This is a genomic window from Thauera terpenica 58Eu, assembly GCF_000443165.1.
Lineage (GTDB): Bacteria > Pseudomonadota > Gammaproteobacteria > Burkholderiales > Rhodocyclaceae > Thauera > Thauera terpenica.
This window is the reverse complement of sequence record NZ_ATJV01000052.1, coordinates 35,787-60,227: the sequence shown is the minus strand read 5'-3', so window position 1 is coordinate 60,227 and position 24,441 is coordinate 35,787. Positions and strand designations below refer to the sequence as shown.

Here is a 24,441-nt window from a genome sequence, read left to right as displayed (position 1 = left end):
GATTGTTCAAGTTTTTAAAGATTCGCCGCAGAACCTGCAGCAAAGAAGCGAGATTATGAACACTGCCACAACCCCTGTCAAGCACCTCGGGAACTCTTTTTAACGAACCGCGCTTCCAAACGCACGACCCGAAATCCCCGAAACACCCAACCCGCCTCATCCCCAGCACCACCGCAAAGACCGGAGTCAGACCGCGTCAGCGCCAGGAGAGGCCGAATTATAGACACCAAAAAACAAAGGTCAAGATCCGCGCACGCTTAAAGATTTCTATGCGCGCATGAGCCCTCTCCAGCCGCCACGGCTGTTCGCCTTGTCGGTTCGGCAACATGCCCCGACCCCGCAACTGGCGCAGCAACTTGCCCACCAGCCATGGGACCGTATGTTATCTTTCGCGCATCACGCGGGAGAGAACTCCCCCACTCGGAGTCGCCGAAGGCGCAACCCCCGGAACCGCTCAGGCAAAAGGACCGCGTGCAAAGTACAAATCTGGAGAGTGGTGCGGGCATTGTTTGCAGCGCACCCACCGAAGGGGCACTCGTTCCCCGTCGCTCGCAAGCTGGTCAGCGCTGCGAGGACGCGAGACGAAATCTCTCAGGTACAAGGGACAGATGGGGCGAGTCCGGCACTATGCTCGGGCTCGCCCCATTTCGTTCACTACCGGAGCCAGGTCTCGATGAGTACGCCTTCCAAACACACCCCGCTTCACGCCGCCCACGTCGCGGCCGGCGCCCGTCTGGTTGACTTTGCCGGCTGGGACATGCCTGTTAACTATGGTTCGCAGATCGAGGAGCATCACGCTGTCCGCACTGATGCGGGAATGTTCGACGTCTCGCACATGTTGTCGCTCGATCTCAGCGGTCCGGACGCGACGCCTTTCCTGCGCGGCTTGCTCGCCAATGACGTATCCAAGCTCAGCGCGTCGGGCAAGGCGCTCTACGCCTGCATGCTCAACCCGCAAGGCGGCGTCATTGATGATCTGATCGTCTATCGTTTCAACGCCAACGAATACCGCCTTGTGGTCAATGCCGGCACGGCCGACAAGGATCTCGCCTGGATGCGTGCGCGCGTGGCGGCAAGCGGCGCAAATGTCACCCTGGACGGTCGGCGCGACCTGGCGATGATCGCGATCCAGGGGCCACGCGCGATCGAACGCGCCAGCGCTGCAATCCCCGAACTCTCCACCGCAGGTGGCATCCCCTCCCCCTTCAGCGCAGTACGCGCCGCCGACTTGCTTATCGCACGCACCGGCTACACCGGCGAGGACGGTCTCGAGATCACCGTTCCCGCACGCCGCGTCGAGGCGATGTGGAACGCCCTTCTGGCAGCCGGGGTAAAGCCTTGCGGTCTCGGTGCGCGCGACACCTTGCGCCTTGAAGCAGGCATGAATCTGTACGGTCAGGACATGGATGAAACCGTCTCGCCGCTCGACTCCGGACTGTCCTGGTCGGTTGACCTCAAGGACGACAGCCGCAATTTTGTCGGGCGCACCGCACTCGAAGCCAAGCCCCCAAGCCAGCGCCTGCTTGGCCTGATTCTCGAAGACAAGGGGGTGCTACGTTCGCACATGAAGGTTTTCACCGCTGCAGGTGAAGGCGAAACCACCAGCGGCAGCTTTTCACCCACCCTTGAACGCTCGATTGGCCTCGCCCGCCTCCCATTGGCCACACAGGCCAACGAAGCGGTCGAGATCGAAATCCGCGGTAAACGGCTGAAGGCGCGCACCATCAAGCTGCCGTTTGTCCGCAATGGCAAGGCGCTCGTCTGAGCCTTTGCACCCCAGCGCGATGGCTCGACCAATCGCACAAGCCCTACTCCCGATTCATACAGCCTGGAGAACTCCATGAGCACGCTTCCCGCCAACCTCAAGTACACCAAGTCCCACGAATGGGTCCGTAGCGAAGAAGACGGCAGCCTGACGATCGGGATCACCGATCACGCACAGCAAGCACTGGGCGACATCGTCTTCCTCGAACTGCCTGAAACCGGTCGCACGCTGAGCGCGGGCGAGACCTGTGCGGTGGTCGAGTCGGTCAAGGCCGCGTCCGACCTCTACGCGCCGGTCGCGGGGGAAGTTGTCGCCGTCAATCAGGACATCGTGGACACACCCGATGCCGTCAACGCTGACGCCTACGCCAACTGGCTGTTCAAGCTGCAGCCCACCAACGCGGCCGATGTCGCGACGCTGCTTGATGCTGCCGGCTACGCCGCCGAAATCGCCCAGGCCTGAGCGCCGCTGCCCGAGACCTCGCCGAAGACCATGACCGACTCCCTTCTTTTCGCCCCGCTCTCCCAACTGGAGCAGCGTGACGCCTTCGTCCATCGCCATCTTGGCCCCAACGCTGACGAGATCGCACGCATGTGTGCTGCGCTTGGCGTTGCCGATGTCGACGCGCTGATCGAACAAACCGTGCCCGCAGACATCCGGCTCGAGTCGCCCCTGCCGCTCGCGGCCGCGATGCCGGAACACGAAGCACTCGCCAAACTGAAGTCGATCGCCGCGTTCAACGTGATCAAGAAGTCGATGATCGGCATGGGTTACTACGGCACCCACACCCCCGCCGTGATCCTGCGTAACGTGCTGGAGAACCCGGGTTGGTATACCGCCTACACGCCTTATCAGGCCGAGATCGCCCAGGGTCGCCTTGAAGCCCTGTTGAACTATCAGCAGATGGTGACTGATCTCACCGGCCTGGAGCTCGCCAATGCCTCGCTGCTTGACGAGGCAACGGCCGCCGCTGAAGCAATGACCATGGCGCGGCGCGTGTCGAAGTCGACATCAAACGTGTACTTCGTCGATGAAGCCTGCTTCCCGCAGACCATCGACGTCGTGCGCACGCGGGCGCACTTCTTCGGCTATGAGCTGGTGTTCGGCAAGGCTGAAGAGGCCGGCACGCACGAAGTCTTCGGTGCCCTGCTGCAGTATCCGAACGCGCGCGGCGAGGTGATGGACCTGAGCGCAGCCATCGCCGCGCTGAAGGCACAGGGCGCGATCGTGGCCCTCGCCTCCGACCTGATGGCGCTGGTGCTGCTCAAGAGCCCGGGCGCCATGGGTGCAGACATCGCGCTGGGTTCGGCGCAACGCTTCGGCGTACCGATGGGTTTCGGTGGCCCGCACGCGGCCTTCTTCGCCACCCGCGAAGCCTACGTGCGCTCGATGCCCGGCCGCATCATCGGTGTGTCGCGTGACGCACGCGGCAAGACCGCGCTGCGCATGGCGCTGCAAACGCGCGAACAACACATCCGCCGCGAGAAAGCGAACTCCAATATCTGCACCTCGCAGGTCCTGCTCGCAAACATGTCCGGCTTCTATGCCGTGTATCACGGCCCGCAAGGCTTGCGCACGATTGCCGCGCGCATTCACCGCCTCAGCGCCCTTCTCGCCGCCGGCCTGCGTGATGCCGGCCTCGAGCTCAGCACAGCAGCCTTCTTCGACACCCTCGAGGTCGAACTCGGCGCGCGCGCCGCGAGCGTGATCGAGGCGGCCGCGGCGGCGGGTTACAACCTGCGCCAGGTCTCCGCCACCCGCCTTGGCCTGTCGGTCGATGAAACCACCACGCGCGATGACATCGCCGCTGTTCTCGCTTGTTTCGGCGTCAGCAGCCCGATCGAGGCACTCGATGCGCGCGTGAGCGCAAGCGGTGGTGCACTGCCCGCAGCACTGCTGCGCACCGACGCCATTCTGTCGCACCCCGTGTTCAACACCCACCACACCGAACACGAGATGCTGCGCTACCTGAAGAAGCTGCAGAACCGCGATCTGGCCCTCGACCACTCGATGATTGCGCTGGGCTCGTGCACCATGAAGCTCAACGCCACCAGCGAAATGATCCCCGTGAGCTGGCCCGAGTTTGCCAATCTGCACCCCTTCGTCCCTCGCGAGCAGGCCGCCGGACATCTGGAGATGATCGAGGGACTGGCGCATTACCTGCGCGCCATCACCGGCTTCCCCGCGATCTGCATGCAGCCCAACTCGGGCGCTCAGGGCGAGTACGCCGGCCTGGTGGCGATCGCGCGCTATCACGCCAGTCGCGGCGACGCACAGCGCAAGATCTGCCTCATCCCCAGATCCGCCCACGGCACCAACCCCGCCACCGCGCAGATGTGCGGCATGCAGGTAGTGGTGGTGGACTGCGACGACAACGGCAACGTGGATGTCGAGGACTTGAGACGCAAGGCCGAAAAGCACGCCGCCGAGCTTGCCGCGCTGATGATCACCTACCCGTCCACCCACGGCGTGTTCGAGGAATCCATTCGCGAACTGTGCGCAATCGTGCATGCACACGGCGGCCAGGTGTACATGGATGGCGCCAACCTCAACGCCCAGGTCGGCCTGAGCTCGCCTGCGCGCATCGGCGCCGACGTCTCGCACATGAACCTGCACAAGACCTTCTGCATCCCACACGGCGGCGGCGGTCCCGGCATGGGCCCGATTGGTCTTGCCGCCCACCTCGCGCCCTTCATGGCCGACCACGTCGTCCAGCCGACCGGCGACGCCGATCGTCCCAACCGCGGCCAGGGCGCGGTCGCGGCCGCACCCTTCGGCTCGGCCAGCATCCTGCCGATCTCGTGGATGTACATCACGATGATGGGCGGCGATGGGCTCAAGCGTGCGACCGAAGTGGCCATCCTCAACGCCAACTTCCTCGCCCAACGCCTGCACGAGCACTACCCGGTGCTGTACACAGGCAAGCAGGGGCGCGTCGCCCACGAGTGCATCCTCGACATCCGCCCGATCAAGGCGGCGACGGGCGTCTCCGAGGTCGATATCGCCAAGCGCCTGATGGATTACGGCTTTCATGCACCGACGATGTCCTTCCCTGTGCCTGGCACGATCATGGTCGAGCCCACCGAGTCGGAAGACCTCGCCGAACTCGAGCGTTTTGTCGGCGCGATGATCGCCATCCGCAACGAGATCCACGAGATCGAGAACGGCAACTGGCCGGCTGACGACAATCCGCTCAAGAACGCCCCTCATACCCAGGCCGACTTCCTTGGCGACTGGTCACGTCCCTACACACGTGCGCAGGCGGCGTTTCCGCTACCCTGGGTGGCCGAAAACAAGTTCTGGCCGAGCGTCAATCGCGTCGATGATGTTCACGGCGACCGCAAGCTGTTCTGCGGTTGTGTACCGATGAGCGACTACGAAGCCTGAGTCCGCTAGAATTCGTCCGCTTCACAGTGAAGCCACGTCGATACGGCGTGGCTTCTTTTTTGCGGCCCGGTATCTGCCGGGCAAGCCCTACAAGTCTACAAGAGCACGCTAGATGTCCACGCTTCGCGACAAATCCAGGCCGCTCTGGCTCAGCGTGCTGCTCAGCCAACTGGCGCTTTTGATCGGCCTCTTCGTATGGCTCGCGGGGGAGATGCGCCCGGTATACATGCATGACCTGCAACTGTCGGCAGGTGAAAAGCTCAAATGCGTCTCCTACGCACCCTACCACCACCCCGGCCAGACGCCCTTCGACGCACAACTGCGCATCTCGCCCGAACAGATCAGCACCGACCTCCGTGCCCTGGCCAGGATCACCGATTGCGTGCGCCTGTATTCAGTAGACCAGGGGCTCGAACAGGTGCCGGAGATCGCGCGCAGCGTCGGCATCAAGGTGCTGCTCGGTGCCTGGATCGGCTACGACGTCGACAAGAACGCCGCCGAACTCGATCGCGCCATCGCACTGGCCAACGCCAACGCCGATGTGGTGCGCGCGCTCATCGTCGGCAACGAAGTGCTGCTGCGACGCGAGCGCACCGAGGACGAGATGCGCGCCCTGATCCGCAGCGCGAAGGCGCGCACCACGGTACCGGTCACCTATGCCGACGTGTGGGAATTCTGGACCCGGCACGACAGCCTGGCACAGGAAGTCGACTTCGTCACCGTGCACATCCTGCCGTTCTGGGAAGACGACCCGGTCGACATCGAACACGCGCTCGAGCACGTCATCGCCACCCGCAGCCATGTCGGCGAGCACTTCGCCGGCAAGCCCATCCTGATCGGCGAAACCGGCTGGCCGAGCGCAGGACGGCAACGTCAGGCTTCGCGCCCGGCGCTGGTCAATCAGGCGCGCTACGTCAGGGAGTTCGTGCATCAGGCGCACGCCCGCGGCTGGGATTACAACCTCATCGAAGCGATCGATCAGCCCTGGAAGCGCGCCCTCGAAGGCACGGTAGGCGGGTTCTGGGGCATGCTCGACGCCAGCACCCTGGCGCCCAAGTTTGCGCTCGCAGGGCCGGTCGCCGAACGCACAAACCTGCGAGGGCTGGTCGTCGGCGCCGTCGTCGGCGCATTGCTGGGCCTGGTCCTTGGCATGCGCCGCGCCAGCGGCGGCCTGCTGCGACGGGCCGCACTCGTCATGCTTGGCGCCAGCAGCGGCCTGATCGCCGTGCTCCACGCCGAACACGCCCAGCTCGCCTACCGCAACGCCCTCGAATGGAGCGTGCTCGGCTCGGTCGCCGTACTCAGCGTACTGCTGGCAGTCGGTTTTGCACTCTGGCGCGGAGAGCCGATCCCTGACGCGGCAAGCGCGTGGTCAGAGCTGCGCAAGCGCGATGCACAGCTCAGCATGGCCCAAGTTCTGGGCTTGCTGCGCGGACTCATCCTGTTCGCCGCTGCAATCGCAGCCGTGCTGCTGCTGGTCGACTCGCGCTACCGCGACTTCCCCGTCCTGCTCTACCTCAGCCCGGCGGTAGTGCTCGGCGTGCTGGGCTGGATGGAGGCGACGCGGGGTCGCGCCGAGCGCATCTGCGCAGCCCTGATCGCCATGGCAGTGCTCGGGCGCTACCTACCCGAGCCCGCGAACCCGCAAGCCATCGCCTGGCTGCTCACCGGTCTGGTCCTCGCCCTGCCCGTGCTGCTTGCGCGGGCGCGCAAGCACGAAAAGTGACAACAGACCACCCACCGCCGCCGGGTCGTAACTGTAGAACACCAGCCCCGCCAGGCCACTCAGCCAGCCCGCCCACGCCAGTCGGCGGCAGCCCAAGGCAAACGCACACAGCCCGCAGGCCAGGCTGAACCAACCCACTCTTTGCTGCAGGAAGCTTTCCACCAGCACCGTCTTGAACACACACAGCCCGCGGTGCGCCTCGGCCAGGCTGCAATCACGCGGCAGCACGCCGCTTTCGAGCAAGCCATGACGCACTGCAAAGGCCGCACCCAGCACGACGATTGCTGAAACGATGATTGCCGCGACGCCATATTTGCCCGAACTATTTCGCCTCATTTCGCCTTTCCCTTGTAAATCAGCACTTCAGCCAGCATCGCAGACAGTGTTGCAAATTGGCACGGAATGTGGCTCGTAAGCAGCTGAAATCGTGCATAGAATGCCGGACTGCAGGTCCTGCGCCCGAGCGCGCGATTGTGTCACATCGCCATCAGCGCAGGAATTTGCGCAATGCAATATCAAGCGCATGCTGGTAAAACCACGCACTGGCACACGCTGGGCAGCTTCTCCCGCTCTTCGGCACCTATCCGCCACGCCTCTCAGGATTCGACATGAAACAGGCCGCCACGCTCATCTACCGTCTCGCGATCGCGCTCGCCATCGCTGCGGGGGTCGCGTTCATCCAGTACTGGATCTGGCAACAATTCAATCACGGTGCGGAATTCATCAGCACCAACCAGAGCATCAAGGGTTTCGCCTATAACGGCTTTCAGCGTGACCAAAGCCCGCTCAAGCAGAGCTACCCGACACGCGAACAGCTCGCAGGCGATCTCGATCTGCTGGCGCGCATCTCCGACGGCCTGCGCACCTACGGCATGACCGACATGCCCGAGTTGCTCGATCTGGCTGGCGAGCGCGAGATGAACGTCACCGCCGGCGCCTGGCTGGACCCTGACGTGGAGAAGAACGAGCGCGAAATCACCGCGGTGATCGATGCAGCACGCAAGATGCGTCACGTCGAGCGCCTGATGGTCGGCAACGAAGCCATCCTGCGCGGCGACCTCAAGCCTGACGAGCTCATCGTCTATCTCGACCGCGTGCGCAAGGCGGTGCGCAAACCGGTGTCGAGCGCCGAGCCCTGGCACGTCTGGCTGCGCTATCCGGAGCTCGCCCAGCACGTCGATTACATCACCGTCCATCTCCTGCCTTATCACGAAGGCGTGCCGGTCGAAGCCGCTGTTGATTATGCCTTCCAGCGCTATGACGAGCTCGTCAAAGCCTTCCCGCGCAAGAAGATCGTGGTGGGTGAAATCGGCTGGCCGAGCAAGGGCCCGACCCTGGGCGCGGCCGTGCCCTCGCTGGACAACGAAGCGCGCTTCATCCGCGAGTTCCTGTCCAACCCGCGCACCGCGCGCATCGACTATTTCCTCATGGAAGCGATCGACCAGCCCTGGAAAGTGGACGTGGAAGGCTGGGCCGGACCCTACTGGGGCATGTACAACGCCGATCGCGAGCAGAAATTTGCCCTCGAAGGCATCATCGAACGTGATCCGCACTGGTCGAAAAAAGCCATCAACGCGGCGGCGCTGGCCTTCCTGCCGATGCTGCTGATGGCGTTCTTCCTCTCCGACTGGAGCGTCTCGGGCCGCGTATTCCTTGCCGGCCTGATCCAGGCCTGCGTATCCACGCTGATCGTCGGCCTCAACGTGCCGGTCGATTACTACCTCACCCAGCGCGACCTGGTCGGCCTCGGCCTGCTCATCGGCGCCACCATGCTCACCGCGGCGGTGCTGCTGTCGCACGGCTTCGAATTTGGCGAAATGCTGTTCAAGAAGAAGTGGCGCCGCCGCTTCCTGCCGCTGCCACCCCATGCCGCTGAGCAGCAGCCCTTCGTCTCGGTGCACCTGGCCTGCTACAACGAACCGCCGGAGATGGTCATCGCCACCATCGACAGCCTGGCGAAGATGAACTACCAGAACTTCGAGGTACTCATTCTCGACAACAACACCCGTGACGAAGCCCTGTGGAAGCCGCTGGAGAAGCGCTGCGCCGAGCTCGGTCCGCGTTTCCGCTTCTTCCACCTCGCCAACTGGCCCGGCTTCAAGGCCGGCGCCTTGAACTACGGGCTCAAGGTCACCGACCCCCGCGCCGAGGTCGTGGGCGTGGTGGACGCCGACTATGTCGTCGACCCTGAGTGGCTCTCCGGCCTCATCCCCCACTTCGACAAAGCCGACGTCGCCGTCGTGCAGGCGCCACAGGCCCATCGCGACTGGGAGCGACAGCCCTTCAAGCGCATGTGCAACTGGGAGTTCGATGGTTTCTTCCGCATCGGCATGCACCACCGCAATGAACGCAATGCCCTCATCCAGCACGGCACCATGACGCTGGTGCGCCGCCTCGCACTCGAAGAGGTCGGCGGCTGGTCGGAGTGGTGCATCTGTGAAGATACCGAACTCGGCCTGCGCCTGATCGAAAAAGGCTACGACACGCGCTATGTCGACCACATCCTCGGCCGCGGCCTGACCCCTTCAGGTTTTGCCGCGATCAAGAGCCAGCGTTTTCGCTGGGCCTTCGGTGCCATGCAGATCCTGAAAGCGCACCTGCCGCAGATGATAGGGCGCAGCAATCTCAATCTCGCCCAGCGCTATCACTTCCTGACCGGCTGGTTCGCCTGGCTGGGCGACGCCTTGCAACTCGTATTTGCCTTTGGCAGCCTGGCCTGGACCCTGGGCATCTTGCTGTTTCCCAAGGCATTCGGCCTGCCGGTAACGGCGCTCGCGCTCCCCATCCTCGGCTTCATGGCGTTCAAGGCAGCGCTCGGACCCATCCTCTATCGGCGCACCATGGACTGTCCGTGGAAGGACATCCTGGGCGCCTCCATCCTGTCGGTCGGCCTCGCACACGCCATCGCACGCGGCGTGTTTGCCGGCCTGGTGAAGAAGAAAGGCGTGTTCGTGGTCACACCGAAAGGCTGGCACAGCGGTGGCGCACTGGCCTTCTTCAACCCGATCCGTGAAGAGGTCGGCATGCTGATCGCCTTGCTCATGGGCGCGATCACCCTCGTGGCCCAACGCGGCGCCGACAATCTGGAAACACAGCTGTGGGTTGGCATTCTGTGCCTGCAGTGCATCCCCTACGTCGCCGCCATCCTGTGCCAGGTCGCGGCCTACATGCCCGAGCGCCCGGAGGCGCTTGGCAGCGAGGAGGCACTGCCCGTCAGCGCCTGAGCCCGAACTCATGGCATCACGGCTGCAGCTGGCTCAATGGAAAGCCAAGGCCAGCGCGCCGGCGGCAAACAGCACGGGATAGACGAACATCGTCACCCATGCTCCACCATAGATCATGGCCCGTTGCGGCACGCGCCCCGAGCCGAAGACGATCGCATTGGGCGGTGTCGCCACGGGCAGCAGGAAGGCGCAGGAGGTACCGACAGCGACCAGCACCGCCAGTGGTGTGCCGTTGATCTGCGGCGCAAGGCCCAGGAAGAGCGGAATGAGCAAGGCCGCGCTCGCGGTGTTGCTGGTGAATTCGGTCAGGATGAGGGCAAACAAGACCATCAGCCCCAGACACACCACCACTGGCAGGGTCGCCAGTGGCCCACCGAGCTGGGCGGCGAGCCATGCTGCCGCGCCGCTCTGGGCCAGGACATCGCTCAGGGTCAGGCCGCCGCCAAACAACAGCAACACACCCCAGTCCGTGCCTTTCTCGATATCTCGCCAGCTTGCCAGGCGCAAGGCATGCAGCAACACCAGCGCAAGCACCGCGACGGCGGCGTCATAGCCGGTCTTGAAACCCAGGGCAGCACCGAAGGGTGCGCCAAACACCCACAGCAACACGACGCCGCAAAACAGCACGATCATTCGCGTCTGTCCCGCACCCCAGCTCACGACGCCTTGCGCCGGCAATACGGCAAAGTCCAGCTGCGGCTTCAGCGCCCGGCGCAAGGCGATCTCCATCAGCGGCATCAACACCAGCACAAGCGGAATCCCCCACAGCAGCCAGCCAGCAAAGCTGATACCCACGTTGCTTGCCGCGATTGCATTGGGCGGACTGCCTACCAGGGTGCCGATGCCGCCGATATTGGCCGAAAACGCGATGCCGAGCAGGACATAGGTGTAGGTCGCGCGATTGCGCTCGATCGACACCGAACTCAGCAGGCCCAGCGCCAGCGGCAGCATCATCGCCGCCGTCGCCGTGTTGCTGATCCACATCGACAGGAAAGCCGTCAGCCAGAACAGCTACAGCACCGCACGACGAAAATCACTGCCGGCGCGCCGCAGCACCTGATTCGCCATCCATCGATCCAGCCCCTGTCGCTGCAGCCCGGCCGCAAGCGCGAAACCACCGACGAAAAGGAAGATGACCGGATCGGCAAAATTCAGCAGCGCCTGATTGAAGGCCATGACGCCGCCAAGCCCGGCGAGCAAGGGCACAAGCAAGGCCGTCACGCTGACATGCAGCGCCTCCGAGATCCACAGCCAGGCAATCGTCGCCAGCACTGCCAGCCCGGCAGCGGCGTCGCCGAGCTCATCGCCGAATACCTGCGTGATGCTGAAATAAAGACCTGCCGCGATCAGCAGCTTGATGCTGGCTAGCACGACGGACGCGCTCCCTTGGCGCGGGGAGCAGACGGCAGCGCGCGCATGCCCCTCACTTCAGCCAGGCGGGCAGGCGGCGCTCGATCAAGTGCAGGGGAAAGGCGCCGTAATCCGGAAGCCCCCCCTTGGTCGGCTGCACGATCTCGCCCTCGATCAGGGGCCGAATGTAGTCGCACGCCAGGGAGCTCACATGCAGACCATCCTCGCGCACGAACTCAGGCGGCAGCGTGCGCTCCAGGTTGGCGACGCGGGCGGCATCCTCGATGCCGACATCCCAGCGATAAGGGGCCTCAGCCAGGCGACGGATGGTCGGAAAACACGCGTTGCGCCCCGCGAGCGCCAGATCAACTGCGGCCTCGCCGACTGCGATCGCCTGCGCGTGATCGGTCGCGGACAGCCAATGTCCGCCGGCGCGCTGCAGGTAATCGGGGATGGCCCAGTGATGCTTGTAGCCCAGGTTTTCGTGGATCATGCGTGCGATCGCCGACCCGGCGCCGCCAAGCTGAACGTAGCCGCCATCACGGGATTTCTCCATGATCAGGCCACCGTCGGGCCGCTTGATGCCCTCACCCACCGTGATCGCGCAATAGCCCAGGCGCTCGGTGACGCGTCGGACTTCAGCGAGGAAGGCGGTCTCATCGAATTTCGCCTCCGGCACCAGCACGATGTGGGGCGGGGCATCGGCATTGCCGCCCGCGGCCAGCGCGGTCGCTGCCGCCAGCCAGCCCGTGTTGCGTCCCATCACCTCCATCACGAACACGCTGCCCCGGCTGCCGACCATCGACGCGATGTCCAGGCCAGCCTCCAGCATCGAGGTGGCAAGATACTTGGCCGCAGAACCAAAGCCCGGACAGCAGTCGGTGCCCACGATGTCGTTGTCCACCGTCTTCGGAACCCCCACGCAAACCAGTGGATAGCCACGCTCAGCCGCGGCCTCGCCCATGCGGGCCACCGCATCCATCGAGCCATTGCCGCCGTTATAGGCGAAGTAGCCGATCCGGTGTGCGGCAAAGACCTCGAACAAGCGGTCCATCACCCGCCTGGCCTCGCTTGGCGGCAGATCGAAGCGGCACGAGCCGAACACTCCGCCCGGCCTTAGCGACAGCCGCTGCAGCGCCGCCTCGTCAAGCACGGAGGTATCGATCAGGTCTTCAGCCAGCACGCCGAGGATGCCACGGTGGGCGGCGAAGACCTTCCCGATCCGATCCGGGCGCGCACGCGCGGCCTGGATGACCGCCACCGCCGTGGCGTTGATGACAGCGGTGACCCCACCTGAGTGAGCGTAGAGAAGGTTGGCTTGCGTCATGTGTGTATTCAAGGCCTCGTGCTGACTTGATCTTGATCGTGGAAGGTCTGCCAGGACACAGCATGCGACAGAAAGCAAAGCGGCCGAGCCCTTTCCAGGGTCGGCCGCACAGGCGCGAAGCGTGAGCTTACTTCAGCGCATCGAACGCGCGTGCGGTGATCTCTTCGACTGCACCGAGACCGGCGATCTTGCGTACCTTGGGCGCCTTCGCATCGCCGGATGCCGCCCAGGAACTGTAATACTCGACCAAGGGCTTGGTCTGCGAATGATAGACGTCGAGACGCTTCTTGACCGTCTCTTCCTTGTCATCATCGCGCTGCACCAGATCTTCACCGGTAAGATCGTCCTTGCCTTCGACCTTGGGCGGGTTGTATTTGACGTGATAAGTCCGACCCGAAGGCAGATGGGCACGCCGACCACTCATGCGCTCGACGATCTCGCTGTCGGGCACGTCGATCTCGAGCACGAAGTCGAGCGCCACGCCGGCCTCCTTCATCGCATCGGCCTGCGGGATGGTGCGCGGGAAGCCGTCGAACATGTAGCCGCTCCTGCAATCGTCCTGCTGCAGCCTGTCCCTGACCAGGCCGATGATGATGTCGTCCGACACCAGGCCACCGGCATCCATCACCTTCTTGGCTTCGATGCCGAGCGGAGTGCCGGCCTTGACCGCGGAGCGCAACATGTCGCCGGTCGAGATCTGCGGAATGCCGAATTTCTCCTTGATGAAGTTGGCCTGCGTGCCCTTGCCCGCGCCCGGCGGCCCCAACAGAATCAGTCGCATACATCCTCCCGATGAATTTCGGCCGTGAAGCATGACCGTTTGTTTGTGCAAAATTTTGTGGAACTTAACCGACGCGAGGCTGGCGGTCAAACGCCTTTGATGCAAAACGACTGCCTGACGCGTTCGAGATCTTCGGGCGTATCCACGCCGGCCGCCGGCGCACTGGCCAGGTCGAGCACCTGGATGCGATAACCGTGCCACAGCGCACGCAACTGCTCGAGCGCCTCCCAGTGTTCCAGCGGCGACGGCGCAAGCTCGGCGTAGCGACGCAGGAAGCTCACCCGATAAGCATAAAGACCAACATGACGACGCATCGCCAGGCCCGCAGGCAGCAGGTCGCGGCACGCGCCAAAGGCGTCGCGCGCCCAGGGAATCGGCGCGCGCGAGAAGTACAGCGCACGACCGGCCGCGTCGCACACCACCTTCACCACGTTCGGATTGAAGGCTTCGTCCACGCTGGTCAGCGCGTGCGCCGCCGTGGCAATCGCGGCCTCGGGGTCGGCCGCCAGCGCCGCCGCCACCGCGGTGATGATCTCCGGGTCGATCAGGGGTTCATCGCCTTGAACATTGACCACGATGTCCTCATCGGCCCATCCGCGCGCGATCGCGACTTCGGCCAGCCGATCGGTACCGCTCGGATGGTCGGCGCGCGTCATCACCACTTCGCCCCCGGCCCCAAGCACGACATCGCGCACCCCCTCGTGATCGGTCGCCACGCACACCTCCAGCGCAGCGGCGGCGCGCACGCGCTCGAGCACTCGGACGATCATCGGCTTGCCACAGATATCGGCCAGCGGCTTGCCCGGCAAGCGCACGGAGGCATGGCGCGCCGGGATCACGATGCGAAATGCCACGCCGCTGTCAGCCACGGGCGCGGTCACGTGCGCAGGGCATCGACTTCTTCGGCGCTCATGGTGCGCGCCTCCTCGTCCAGCATCACCGGAATACCGTCCCGCACCGGAAAGGCCAGCCGATCGCCCTTGCACACCAACTCCTGCTTGTCCTTCAAGTAGTTCAACGGCCCCTTGCACAGCGGGCAGACGAGGATTTCAAGCAGTCGTGCGTCCATTTCTCAGTTTCTCCAGGATGCGTTCGGCGGCGCCCGAACCGATCTGCGCCTGGACCGGGAACTCCCAACTGTCGTCAGGCGCAAAAGCGCTGCATTTTACCGCATCCTTTGCCGTCATCAGAATGGGCGCAGGCTCGGAAAACACCAGATCCTGCGCCTTGAAATCGTGATGATCGGGAAAGGGATGACGCAGGACCTCAAGCCCCGCCGCCTCGAGCTGCGCAAAGAAGCGCTGCGGGCGACCGATACCGGCCACCGCATGCACGCGCCGACCACGCCAGGATTCGAGCGTCACGCTGTGCTGCGGATCGCGCAGCGAGCGCAGAATCTCACCTCGCAAGCGCATCGAAAACACCGGCACGCTGCCGATCGCCGCCTGCAGCCCAGCATCCAGCGCGCCGTGCGCCAGCACCAGGTCCACCTCGCGCAGTCGCGCCAGCGGTTCGCGCAGCGGTCCGGCCGGCAACAGCCAGCCATTGCCCAGGGTGAGCGGATCGAGCACCGCGATCTCCAGCTCACGCCCCAGGCGGTAATGCTGCATGCCGTCATCGGCGACAATCACGTCGCACTCGGGGTGCTGACGCAGCAGCTCGCGCGCCGCCGCCGGCCGATCGCGACCGATGACGAGCGGACAGGCACAGGAGGCAGCAAGCAGCACGGGTTCGTCGCCATACAGCGCCGCATCCCCATTGCCAGGCACAGTGGCCACACCCTTGATCCGCGCACCGTGGCCACGGCTGACGATGCCGGGGCAGTAGCCCGCGGCGCGCAGCTGCGCCACCAGCCACTGCACCACCGGCGTCTTGCCGCTGCCCCCCACCGCGATGTTGCCGACGACGATGACCGGCACCGGCAGGGTCTGGACGCGCGCGCGCCGCCGCCGGCGTCGGGCCAGCACCCCGAACAACAGCGCGAGCGGAAACAGCAGCCTGGCCGGCAGCCCGCGCTTGCGCCAGAAGGCTGGCGCCTGGGCTGACATCTCAGGCCCTCACTGCGCCGGCGCGGGCGCCTGGGTCGCGAAGGTGACGTGATTGAAACCGGCGCGCTGCGCCGCCTGCATCACGTCGATCACGCTCTGATGCGCGGCCTTGGCGTCGGCATTGATGACGATGACGGGCTCGCCCCCGCCACTGGGCGCGGCCTTGCCCAGCGCCGCGGCGAGCGCGTCGATGTTGCGCTCGGCCAGCACCTGATTGTTGACCAGCACCTCGCCGGTGGCGGTGACGGCGACGACGATCTCGTTCGCCATCGCCTCTGCGCCCTCGGACTCGGCCGCAGGCAGGTTGATCTCAAGCCCGGACACCTTGGAAAAGGTGGTCGTCAGCATCAGGAAAATGATGATGACCAGGACCACATCGATCAAGGGGATGAGATTGATCTCGGGCTCTTCACTGCGGTTGTCGCGACGAAAGTTCATGGCTCAGTCGCGACGCTCGCCGTGTGCCACCTCGACGAGCTTGATCGCCTGTTGCTCCATGTCGATGACGAAGCTGTCGATCAGCGCACGGAAATGGCGCCAGAAGATCATCGACGGGATCGCGATGATCAGGCCCAGCCCGGTTGTATACAGCGCAATCGAGATGCCCTGCGCAAGCTGCGCCGGATTGGCACCATCAACCCCTTGCGAGGCGAAGATGTCGATCATGCCGATGATGGTGCCAAGCAGACCCATCAGGGGGCTGATGGCCGCAATGGTGCCAAGCGTGGTCAGGAAGCGTTCAAGCTCGTGCACGACGGCGCGGCCGGTTTCCTCGATCGACTCCTTCATGATCTCGCGCGGACTGCTGACGTTGCGCAAGCCCGCGGCCAGCACCCGGCCGAAGGGCGAGTGCGCACCCACGCGCTCTATCATCGCCAACGACACCCCATGCTGACGCAGATCGTCAAGCACCTTGTCGAGCAGGCCGGCGGGCACCACGCGTGCCCGACGCAAGGAGATCGAGCGCTCGATGACCAGCGCCAGCGCCACGACCGAAGCCAGAATCAAAGGCCAGATTGGCCAACCCACTGCCTGGATGATCGCGAACACGCTGAAGGGTCTCCCATCGGTAAAGGCCGAACTGTAGCGCCCGCAAGCCGGCATCGACAAGCGACATGCAACGAATGTGGAAGCACAGCCCCACACCAGCCTGGATCTCGTCGCCCGGCTGCGGCGACGCCTCCATCGCACATCGACGTCATTTCAGCCGAAATATTGATCCGCCTGAGACAAGGGACACAGCGCCACACTGATGCCTGGCCTGTGTTCTGCTCGATCTGTGGTCATAATGGAAAGCGATAGCCTGCAGCTACCAACTTGCTCGGCACCCCGGGGCTCTGAGCGCAGGTGGCGACGGTCAGCGCAGGCCATTTTTTCCGGATGAATCTGGGGCAAGCATGAGTTCGGACAGCGAAACCAAGCAGCACGCAAGAAGCTCGATCAGCGCGCCCGGCAGCCAGTGGCGCACGGTGATATTGCCACTGCTGCTGCTCGCCTTCGCGTTTGCCCTCATCGGTGCGCTTGCCTACGGCGTCGCCCGGCAAGCGGTGACGCAGTCGGCGGCCATGGAAATGCGCTCGATCGCCAGACTCAAGCAAGCCCAGATCGAACAATGGCTGCATGAGCGTCAGGACGAGCTGCGCCTGATCATCACCTCGCAGCTCGCGCTTGGACTGAAGCAATGGCTGGACGGCGGCATGCACGACGAGAAGCTGCGCGCCGGCCTGCACAATCACCTGGTCTATCTAGGCAGCCAGGCTGAGCGCGCGCTGGTCCTGCGCTCGGCTACGGATGGTCGCCAACTGCTGGGCACCACGCCCTATCAGGACCTGCCGCAGGTGCGCGCACTCGCGCTTGAAGCTGCCAGCCGTTGCGAGCTGACGCTGGAGGACATTCACGTCGCCGAGGGCAAGACTTCATCGGGATTTGAAGTCGGCCTGTTCGGGCCGGTGTGCGATCCAGGCAGTACAGATCGGGACAGATCACTGGCCGTAATCCAGCTTTCGTTCGATCCGGGCGAGCGCCTGTTCCCGCTTCTGCAGATGTGGCCGGGCAGCAGCCCATCCGCAGAAACCCAGGTCGTCCGGGTGGAAGGTGAGGCGCTGGTCTTCCTCAACCCTCTGCGCCATGCCGCTCAGCCGCCCTTGGCGCTGCGTCTGCCACGGAGCAGCGAAAACCTCATCGCCGCGCGACTGCTGCGGGAAGGAGAAGGTTTTTTCGAAGCCAATGATTACCGTGGCGTGCCGTCCTTTGCCCATGGCCTTCCGATTCCGGGAACGCCCTGGTACCTCATTGCCAAGATCGACTGCAGCGAAGTCTTTCACGTCCTCGATCAATCCGCAGTGCTTTGCGCCGTCCTGCTCGGCGTGCTGTGGATGATCTGCGCCTGGTGGTTGATCGAGCGCCGGCGAGCGGATGAGGCCTTGCGAACCGCCTTGGCCGAGGCCGAAGACCTCTATCAGAACGCACCCTGCGGATACCACTCGCTGAGCCGAAGCGGTCTCATCACCCAGATCAACGACACCGAGTTGAAACTGCTCGGTTACGAGCGCGATGAAGTCGTCAGCAAGAAGAAACTGCATGAATTGTTGACCGTGGCGAGCCAGCTCAGGCTCCAGGAAAACTGCCCACGCTTCATGAGCGAAGGGGTGGTCACCGAGACCGAGCTTGAGTTCCTGCGCAAGGATGGAGAAGTCGTCCCCGTCCACGTCACTGCGACCGCAGTCCGGGACAAGGATGGTCGTTATGTGATGAGCCGGGCCGTGGTCACCGACATTACAGAGCGCAAGCGCGCGCAAAACAAGAAGCAGCGGCTCGATCGCGCATGGCGGCTGTGGAATGCGTGCCACACTGAAACGCTACGTGCTGACGAGGAGTCCGCTTTGCTCCAGACGGTCTGCCGCCACATCGTCGAAACCGGCAACTACCCGATGGCCTGGATAGGGCTTCCCGAGGACGACGCCGACAAGTCGATACGGGTCGCCTGCAGCTTCGGCGACGAGCACGACGACTTGAGTGGCGTGCGGCTGACGTGGGCTGACAACGAACTCGGCTGTGGCCTCGCCAGCACTGCGATAAGAGAAGGAAGCACGCAGGTCGCCCAGGACCTCAGAACCCATCCCGCCATGGCGCCATGGAAGGAGGCCATACGAGCCCAGCGTGCTTATCATTCCGCCATCGCCCTGCCCCTGAAAAGCAATCAGAGTGTGCTCGGGGTGTTGATGATCTATTCCATGAACACCACCTCTTTTGCCGGCGAAGAGATTCCTTTACTGGAAAAGATAAGCGTTGACCTGGGCTCAGGCATTGAATCCCTGCGTCTTCGTGCCGCGCAGGAGAGAGCGAAAACCGCCTTGCGTGAGCACGAGGCGCTCCTGCATCATGTCCTGGAGATGCTGCCGGTCGGTGTTTTTATCGCGAACCAGGATGGCGTCATCGTGCATGGCAATCCAGCAGGCAAAAGGATATGGGCTGGCATCCGCTACGTCGGCCCGAATGAGTTCGGCGAGTACAGGGGATGGCGGGTCGCGGACGAGCAAGCCATCGCACCGCAACAATGGGCACTCGCGCGCGCAATCACCAAGGGCGAAACCACCCTCGACGAAGTGATCAGCATCGAAGACTTCGACGGTGTCACCAAGACCTTACTGAACTCTGCGCTCCCATTGCGCGATGCCGCTGGATCAATCATCGGCGCCATTGTCGTCATGCAGGATGTTTCCGAAACCAAGCGCATTGAACAGGAATTGCGCAGCTCACGCGAGAAGCTGCGAAAAATGGCGATCCATGAGCTGGACGTCCGCGAGATCGAGCGCAAGCGTATTGCCCGTGAGCTCCATGACGAACTTGGTCAGATGCTCACCGGGCTGAAGATGGAGCTCTCCTCCCTGCTGCGCACTTCTCCGCCCTCAGAGCGCGTCACGACAAACATCCTGGGCATGAATCGACTGATTGACGAAGTGCTGCGCTCCGTGCGCCGAATCTCTGCGGACTTGCGCCCCATCATGCTCGATGAGCTTGGACTGAAAGCGGCGCTTGAATGGATGTCGGAAGAATTCGAAAAACGCCATGGCGAGATTTCGTGCATGCTTTGGCTGGATTTCGAGGACGATCGCCTCCACCCGGAGATTTCAATTGCAACCTACCGCATCATTCAGGAATGCCTGACCAATGTGGCGCGACACTCAAGTGCTGACCAGGTCAGCATTTCAATCGTCTGCAGCAACGACGATTGGCTCCTGATTCGAGTCCAGGACAACGGGACCGGCATATCTACCGAGGAACAGGAAGGCAGATTTGGATTGACGGGAATGGCCGAGCGCGCCCGTGCCCTGGGGGGAAGCTTCACTCTATACAACCCACCGGGCGAAGGCGTATTGGTGGAGGTACGCATACCGCTTGAACGCAACGACACTGAGGGAGGGCCAGCTCGATGATCCGCGTCGCAATTGCTGACGATCACGCGGTGGTACGCGAGGGACTCAAGAGGATCATTGACAACGAAGCCAGGCTCGAGCTTGTCGGCGAGGCCGCCGACGGCCATGAAGCACTGAAGATGTTGCAGGCCGGGAACCTTGATGTACTCATCCTTGACATGTCGATGCCTGGCCGCAGTGGCATCGAACTCATCAGCCTGATCAAGCGTGAGTCACCCAGGCTGCCCATCCTGGTGCTGAGCATGCACAGCGAGGAGCAGTTCGCGGTGCGCGCCATCCGGGCCGGTGCACTCGGCTATCTGAGCAAGGGCTGCGAATCGGAAGAACTGGTGCGCGCCATCGAAAAGGTCTTCGCTGGCCAGCCCTACATTACCGCCACCGTCGCCGAGCGCCTGGCGCTGGAAGTGGGAAGACCAGCGAACCAGAGCACCGAGCCTCACAGCCTGCTTTCTGAACGTGAATTCCAGATCTTCAGATTATTGGTCGATGGTCATGGCATTGGCGAAATCGCCGACAAGCTCAGCCTGAGCAGCCGAACGGTCAGCACCTACAAGGCGCGCGTTCTGGAAAAGATGCAACTGGGTACGACCAGCGATCTGGTCCGCTACGCAATCAGGCACGGACTGTCAGATCTACGCTGAGCGCGCCAGCACCGGCGTACTCGCGCCCCTGTAGGGCTCGCACTACAGGCCGCTTCCGATTGCACCACGACGCATTATCGGCAAGCTCTGATATTGCGCCATCAGCGTTTCTCTTACCATCGAGCCGGCCCAGAGGAAAAACTGGCCCTGATGGAAAATACGCGGAATTGGCGTTCGAGCGTTTCTGAGCACGATTCATCATGACAGATCAAATGCAGACATCCGTCATGTCACGAGCGCGCCGTCAGCAGCCCCCACAACAAACGCTTGTTGCCGCCCGTCAGCTGATCTCAGCGGGTGGAGCCGATCAATATCCAGGCTTTGTGTCAGGCGGCAGAATATATGTTTATAGCATTTTCAGTATCCATAAAATCATCGAAATCAGCCGTCTCACCGAAGCCCCTATGATGCCTGCCTCCGTCCGCAGCGTGATCAAGCCGCACACTGTGGCGGTGCCGGTCATCGACTTGAGGCCGACACTGGCGACGGTCGGACTACATGCTGGTGGCGAGATGGCAGCCAGCAGCTGATGATCCACCGGCACAGCCCACCGCCGCCCACCGACCACCGCCCGCCCGCCCCTGTTTTGGCGCGCGCGACGCGCGACGCGCCGTGCGCGGAGGACGTGCAAGCTTCAAGCAAAGTGCCGTGGATGATTTTTCTTGCGCTCACGGTCGCGATCGCGCTGGTGAGCATCGCGGGCTTCCGCTGGTATCAGCTCGACGTACAGCGCGCCGTGCAGCAGAACCTGCTGAGCATCACTGAGGCGAAGGTGAACCACTTTCTCGCCTGGCGCGAGGAGCGCCGCGAGAATGGCAAGGCGCTGGTGAATGATCCGGGCTTCCGCGCCGAGTTTCAACGCTGGATCGCAGCTGGTGCGACCGACAAGGCGGAGGAGGAGCGCCTTCGGCAACGCCTGCTGGCAATACGCGACGCTTACGCCTACGAGGACATTCTGCTGTTCGATGGCGAGCTGCGACAAGTGCTCAGCACCCGCCGGGACGCCGCGCCGCCCGCCGCCGAGGCCATGAAGCAGGCCGCCGAAGTGCTGCACAGCGGCGCCATCGAATACTCGGACATCACCTACCTGCGCAGCGGCAGCCGCGAGCATGCGCGCATCAACATCCTGGCGCCGGTCCGCCCCCCGGGAACGCAGGCCGGCGCGGCGATCGGCCTGGTGCTGCTGCGCGCCGACCCGACCCTGAAGCTGTTTGCCACGCTGAGCACCTGGCCCATGCCGAGCGAAAGCGGCGAGACCTTTCTCGCCCGGCGCGATGGCGAGGTGATCACCTATCTGAGCGCGGTACGACAGCCGAGCGCCAATGGCGCAGCGCTTCAGTTTTCGATGCAGGAAAAGGAGCTGCTCTCCGCCCAGACCGCACGCGGAGCGGAAGGCTTCCTGGAGGGCACTGACTACCGTGAAGTGCGGGTGTTCGGTGCATCACGGAGCATTCCCGACACGAGCTGGATCATCGTCTCCAAGATCGACAAGGCGGAGATCGAAGAACCGATCCGGCGTATCGCCTGGCTGGTCAGCGTGGTGACACTGCTTTTCATAGGGGGCGCGGGGGCGGCGACGACGATCTGGTGGCGCAATCAGCGCAGCTCGCTACTGGCCGACGTGTACCGCGCGCGGTGGCAGGAACAGGCATCGCGGCAGCGCCTGGAAAACATCACCAAATATGCCAACGATATAATTCTGCTGCTCGATGAGCACCACCACATCGTCGAAGCCAACGAGCGCGCGGTCGAGGCCTACGGCTATGCGCTGGCCGAATTGCGCGGCATGCACACAATAGAGTTGCGCGATGCGACGGCTCGCGGGCGCTTTGAGGACGACCGGAATTACTGGACGACCGCAGGCAGTACCTACGAAACGGTGCAGCGCCACCGCAGCGGCAAAGCCTTCGCGGTGGAAGTGAGCGGGCGCGTCGTTGCGCTCGATGGACAGCGCTACCATCTGGCGATCATCCGCGACATCTCGGAACGCAAGCGAGCCGAGGCGACGATCCGCGACCGTGAGGAGCAGCTCGACCTGTACGCCAAAGTTTTCGAGCACAGCGGCGAGGGCATCATGATCTGCGATTCGAAAAACCGGATCGTAGCCATCAACTCTGGCTTTACTCGCCTTACGGGTTATTGCATCGACGACTTGCAGGGCAAGAACCCCAGCGTGCTCGCCTCCGGGGAAACCCCACGCGACACCTACCGGGAGCTCTGGTCATCCATAAAGCGGGACGACTACTGGCAGGGCGAGGTCTTGAACCGCCGCAAGGACGGCACCTTGCTACCCGAGTGGTTGAACATCTCGGTGGTACGCAACGATAAGGGCAAGCTCAGTCACTTCATCGCCGCCTTCACCGACATCAGCGAGCGCAAGGCCGCTGAGTCGGAGATCCGTCACCTGGCTCACCATGATGTGTTGACCGGCCTGCTCAATCGCTACAGCCTGCAAAGCCGGCTGGAACAAGCCTTGTCCACGGTTCGCCGCGAGCAGCAGATGCTGGCCGTTCTGTTACTGGATCTGGATCAGTTCAAGAGCATCAACGATACCCTGGGTCATGCCATGGGCGACAAGCTGCTGAAACTGGTGGCGCAGCGTCTGCACGACAGCGTGCGCGACAGCGACATCGTGTCCCGTCTTGGTGGCGATGAATTCGTCATCGTGCTCACCGACCTGGGCGGCGCAAGTGCAAGTGCAGCCTTACGCGTGGCCGACAAGATCAGGCGCGCCCTGGCGCAGCCCTACTTCATCGACACCGAAGTGCTGCACATCACACCAAGCATAGGCCTGGCGGTTTACCCCAGTGACGGCGGCGACTGCGAAACGCTGGTGAAAAATGCGGATGTCGCGATGTATCACGCCAAGGCGCAGGGCCGCAACAACATCCAGTTCTTCAACCCGCAGATGAACCAGGCGGCCATGGAGCGTTCGCGAATGAGCCAGGCCTTGCGCGTAGCCCTGGACGAAGGCCAGTTCGAACTGCATTACCAGGCTCAACTGGATACGCGCTCCAGGGCCGTGGTCGGCTTCGAGGCCTTGATACGCTGGCGACACCCAGTCGAGGGCTTGATTTCACCGCAGGAATTCATTCCGGTCGCGGAGGACACGAGCCTGATCCTGCCTCTGGGTGAATGGGTGCTGGACGAGGCCTGCCGGCAATTGCGCGAGTGGCAGGATGCCGGGATGAACGGGGTGACGATGGCGATCAACCTCTCTGCCCATCAATTGCGCTCGCCAAAGCTGGTGAGCCATGTGGCAGCAACCCTGGAAAAGCACCGTCTGCAGGGGGCAGATATAGAGCTCGAGATCACGGAGTCGGTGGCGATGCACAATCCGGAGGCGAGCATCAAGCAGCTGCAAGCCTTGCGCAACCTTGGGCTACGGCTTTCGATCGATGACTTCGGCACGGGTTATTCCTCACTCAGCTATCTCAAGCTGCTGCCGATTCAAACCTTGAAACTCGACCGCAGCTTTGTGCGTGACATCGAGACCGACGTCAATAACGTGATCATCTGCACCACCACCATCGCGCTCGCGCACAGTCTCGGACTCAAGGTGGTCGGCGAAGGCGTGGAAACCACCGCACAACACAATCTGCTGAAAGCGCATGGATGCGACCTCGTACAGGGCTTCCTGTTCTCGAAGCCGCTCACGGCCGCTCTGGTGCCAGGTTTCGTGGATGAAAACCTGGCAAGCAGGATGCAGATCGTTTACGCCTGAGAGGGCGACTGCTAAGCCGCTGGCCTCTCAGG

General features: G+C 63.3%; 17 protein-coding genes, 1 pseudogene and 1 riboswitch. Of the genes and pseudogenes, 9 read left to right on the top strand and 9 right to left on the bottom strand.

The annotated features are described in order from the left end of the window. Window positions 1–391: 391 nt before the first annotated feature. A riboswitch (glycine riboswitch) is annotated at window positions 392–480 on the top strand. 193 nt (window positions 481–673) lie between these two features. The 4 genes from gcvT to M622_RS29770 all read left to right on the top strand — a co-directional run bounded on the left by gcvT (window position 674) and on the right by M622_RS29770 (window position 6,878). After that, window positions 674–1,765 carry a glycine cleavage system aminomethyltransferase GcvT gene (gcvT, locus tag M622_RS29785; protein ID WP_021249301.1) on the top strand — a complete coding sequence of 364 codons (1,092 nt, stop codon included), beginning with the start codon at window positions 674–676 and terminating at the stop codon, window positions 1,763–1,765. Window positions 1,766–1,840: 75 nt separating this feature from the next. Further along, the gene (gene gcvH, locus M622_RS29780) at window positions 1,841–2,227 is read left to right on the top strand and encodes a glycine cleavage system protein GcvH (RefSeq protein WP_021249300.1); all 387 of its coding nucleotides are present in this window, start codon (window positions 1,841–1,843) and stop codon (window positions 2,225–2,227) included. 30 nt (window positions 2,228–2,257) lie between these two features. After that, window positions 2,258–5,152, top strand: a complete 2,895-nt coding sequence (gene gcvP / locus M622_RS29775) for an aminomethyl-transferring glycine dehydrogenase (RefSeq protein ID WP_021249299.1) — start codon at window positions 2,258–2,260, stop codon at window positions 5,150–5,152. A gap of 112 nt (window positions 5,153–5,264) precedes the next feature. Continuing rightward, window positions 5,265–6,878, top strand: a complete 1,614-nt coding sequence (locus M622_RS29770; protein WP_021249298.1) for a glycoside hydrolase family 17 protein — start codon at window positions 5,265–5,267, stop codon at window positions 6,876–6,878. On the opposite strand, the gene M622_RS0120220 is transcribed toward M622_RS29770, so the two are convergent. Then, window positions 6,777–7,214 carry a hypothetical protein gene (locus tag M622_RS0120220; protein ID WP_031346815.1) on the bottom strand — a complete coding sequence of 146 codons (438 nt, stop codon included), beginning with the start codon at window positions 7,212–7,214 and terminating at the stop codon, window positions 6,777–6,779. The two genes, M622_RS29770 and M622_RS0120220, sit on opposite strands and share 102 nt — an antisense overlap. Window positions 7,215–7,486: 272 nt before the next feature. Here M622_RS0120220 and M622_RS29765 point away from each other — a divergent pair, with 272 nt between their 5' ends. Beyond that, on the top strand, window positions 7,487–10,102 hold the full coding sequence (locus tag M622_RS29765; RefSeq protein WP_021249296.1) for a glycosyltransferase: 2,616 nt from the start codon (window positions 7,487–7,489) through the stop codon (window positions 10,100–10,102). Between the two features lie 33 nt (window positions 10,103–10,135). Here M622_RS29765 and M622_RS29760 read toward each other — a convergent pair. The 8 genes and pseudogenes from M622_RS29760 to M622_RS29725 all read right to left on the bottom strand — a co-directional run bounded on the left by M622_RS29760 (window position 10,136) and on the right by M622_RS29725 (window position 16,658). After that, window positions 10,136–11,374: pseudogene (locus M622_RS29760) on the bottom strand (SLC13 family permease). 151 nt (window positions 11,375–11,525) lie between these two features. After that, complete coding sequence (locus M622_RS29755) at window positions 11,526–12,779, bottom strand: 6-phosphofructokinase (protein ID WP_021249293.1); 1,254 nt, start codon at window positions 12,777–12,779, stop codon at window positions 11,526–11,528. Between the two features lie 127 nt (window positions 12,780–12,906). Continuing rightward, on the bottom strand, window positions 12,907–13,560 hold the full coding sequence (adk, locus tag M622_RS29750; RefSeq protein WP_021249292.1) for an adenylate kinase: 654 nt from the start codon (window positions 13,558–13,560) through the stop codon (window positions 12,907–12,909). A gap of 86 nt (window positions 13,561–13,646) precedes the next feature. Further along, window positions 13,647–14,414, bottom strand: coding sequence for a 3-deoxy-manno-octulosonate cytidylyltransferase (gene kdsB / locus M622_RS29745; RefSeq protein WP_217995309.1), 768 nt, complete (start codon window positions 14,412–14,414; stop codon window positions 13,647–13,649). A gap of 23 nt (window positions 14,415–14,437) precedes the next feature. Next, the gene (locus M622_RS29740) at window positions 14,438–14,629 is read right to left on the bottom strand and encodes a Trm112 family protein (protein ID WP_021249290.1); all 192 of its coding nucleotides are present in this window, start codon (window positions 14,627–14,629) and stop codon (window positions 14,438–14,440) included. Further along, window positions 14,610–15,608 carry a tetraacyldisaccharide 4'-kinase gene (gene lpxK / locus M622_RS29735; protein ID WP_021249289.1) on the bottom strand — a complete coding sequence of 333 codons (999 nt, stop codon included), beginning with the start codon at window positions 15,606–15,608 and terminating at the stop codon, window positions 14,610–14,612. The genes M622_RS29740 and lpxK overlap by 20 nt, the downstream gene beginning before the upstream one ends. 9 nt (window positions 15,609–15,617) lie before the next feature. After that, on the bottom strand, window positions 15,618–16,046 hold the full coding sequence (locus M622_RS29730) for an ExbD/TolR family protein (protein ID WP_021249288.1): 429 nt from the start codon (window positions 16,044–16,046) through the stop codon (window positions 15,618–15,620). 3 nt (window positions 16,047–16,049) lie between these two features. Further along, window positions 16,050–16,658 carry a MotA/TolQ/ExbB proton channel family protein gene (locus M622_RS29725; RefSeq protein ID WP_021249287.1) on the bottom strand — a complete coding sequence of 203 codons (609 nt, stop codon included), beginning with the start codon at window positions 16,656–16,658 and terminating at the stop codon, window positions 16,050–16,052. 521 nt (window positions 16,659–17,179) lie between these two features. Here M622_RS29725 and M622_RS39355 point away from each other — a divergent pair. The 4 genes from M622_RS39355 (at window position 17,180) to M622_RS39350 (ending at window position 24,409) form a co-directional block, all read left to right on the top strand. Then, entirely contained in the window at window positions 17,180–20,044 is a 2,865-nt protein-coding gene (locus tag M622_RS39355; RefSeq protein WP_169375129.1) for a PAS domain S-box protein, read from the top strand. After that, window positions 20,041–20,685, top strand: coding sequence for a response regulator (locus tag M622_RS29720; RefSeq protein WP_021249286.1), 645 nt, complete (start codon window positions 20,041–20,043; stop codon window positions 20,683–20,685). The genes M622_RS39355 and M622_RS29720 overlap by 4 nt, the downstream gene beginning before the upstream one ends. A gap of 212 nt (window positions 20,686–20,897) precedes the next feature. Continuing rightward, window positions 20,898–21,215, top strand: a complete 318-nt coding sequence (locus tag M622_RS40140; protein ID WP_157282005.1) for a chemotaxis protein CheW — start codon at window positions 20,898–20,900, stop codon at window positions 21,213–21,215. A 122-nt stretch (window positions 21,216–21,337) separates the two neighbouring features. Then, window positions 21,338–24,409, top strand: a complete 3,072-nt coding sequence (locus M622_RS39350; RefSeq protein ID WP_021249284.1) for a bifunctional diguanylate cyclase/phosphodiesterase — start codon at window positions 21,338–21,340, stop codon at window positions 24,407–24,409. Window positions 24,410–24,441: the final 32 nt, after the last annotated feature.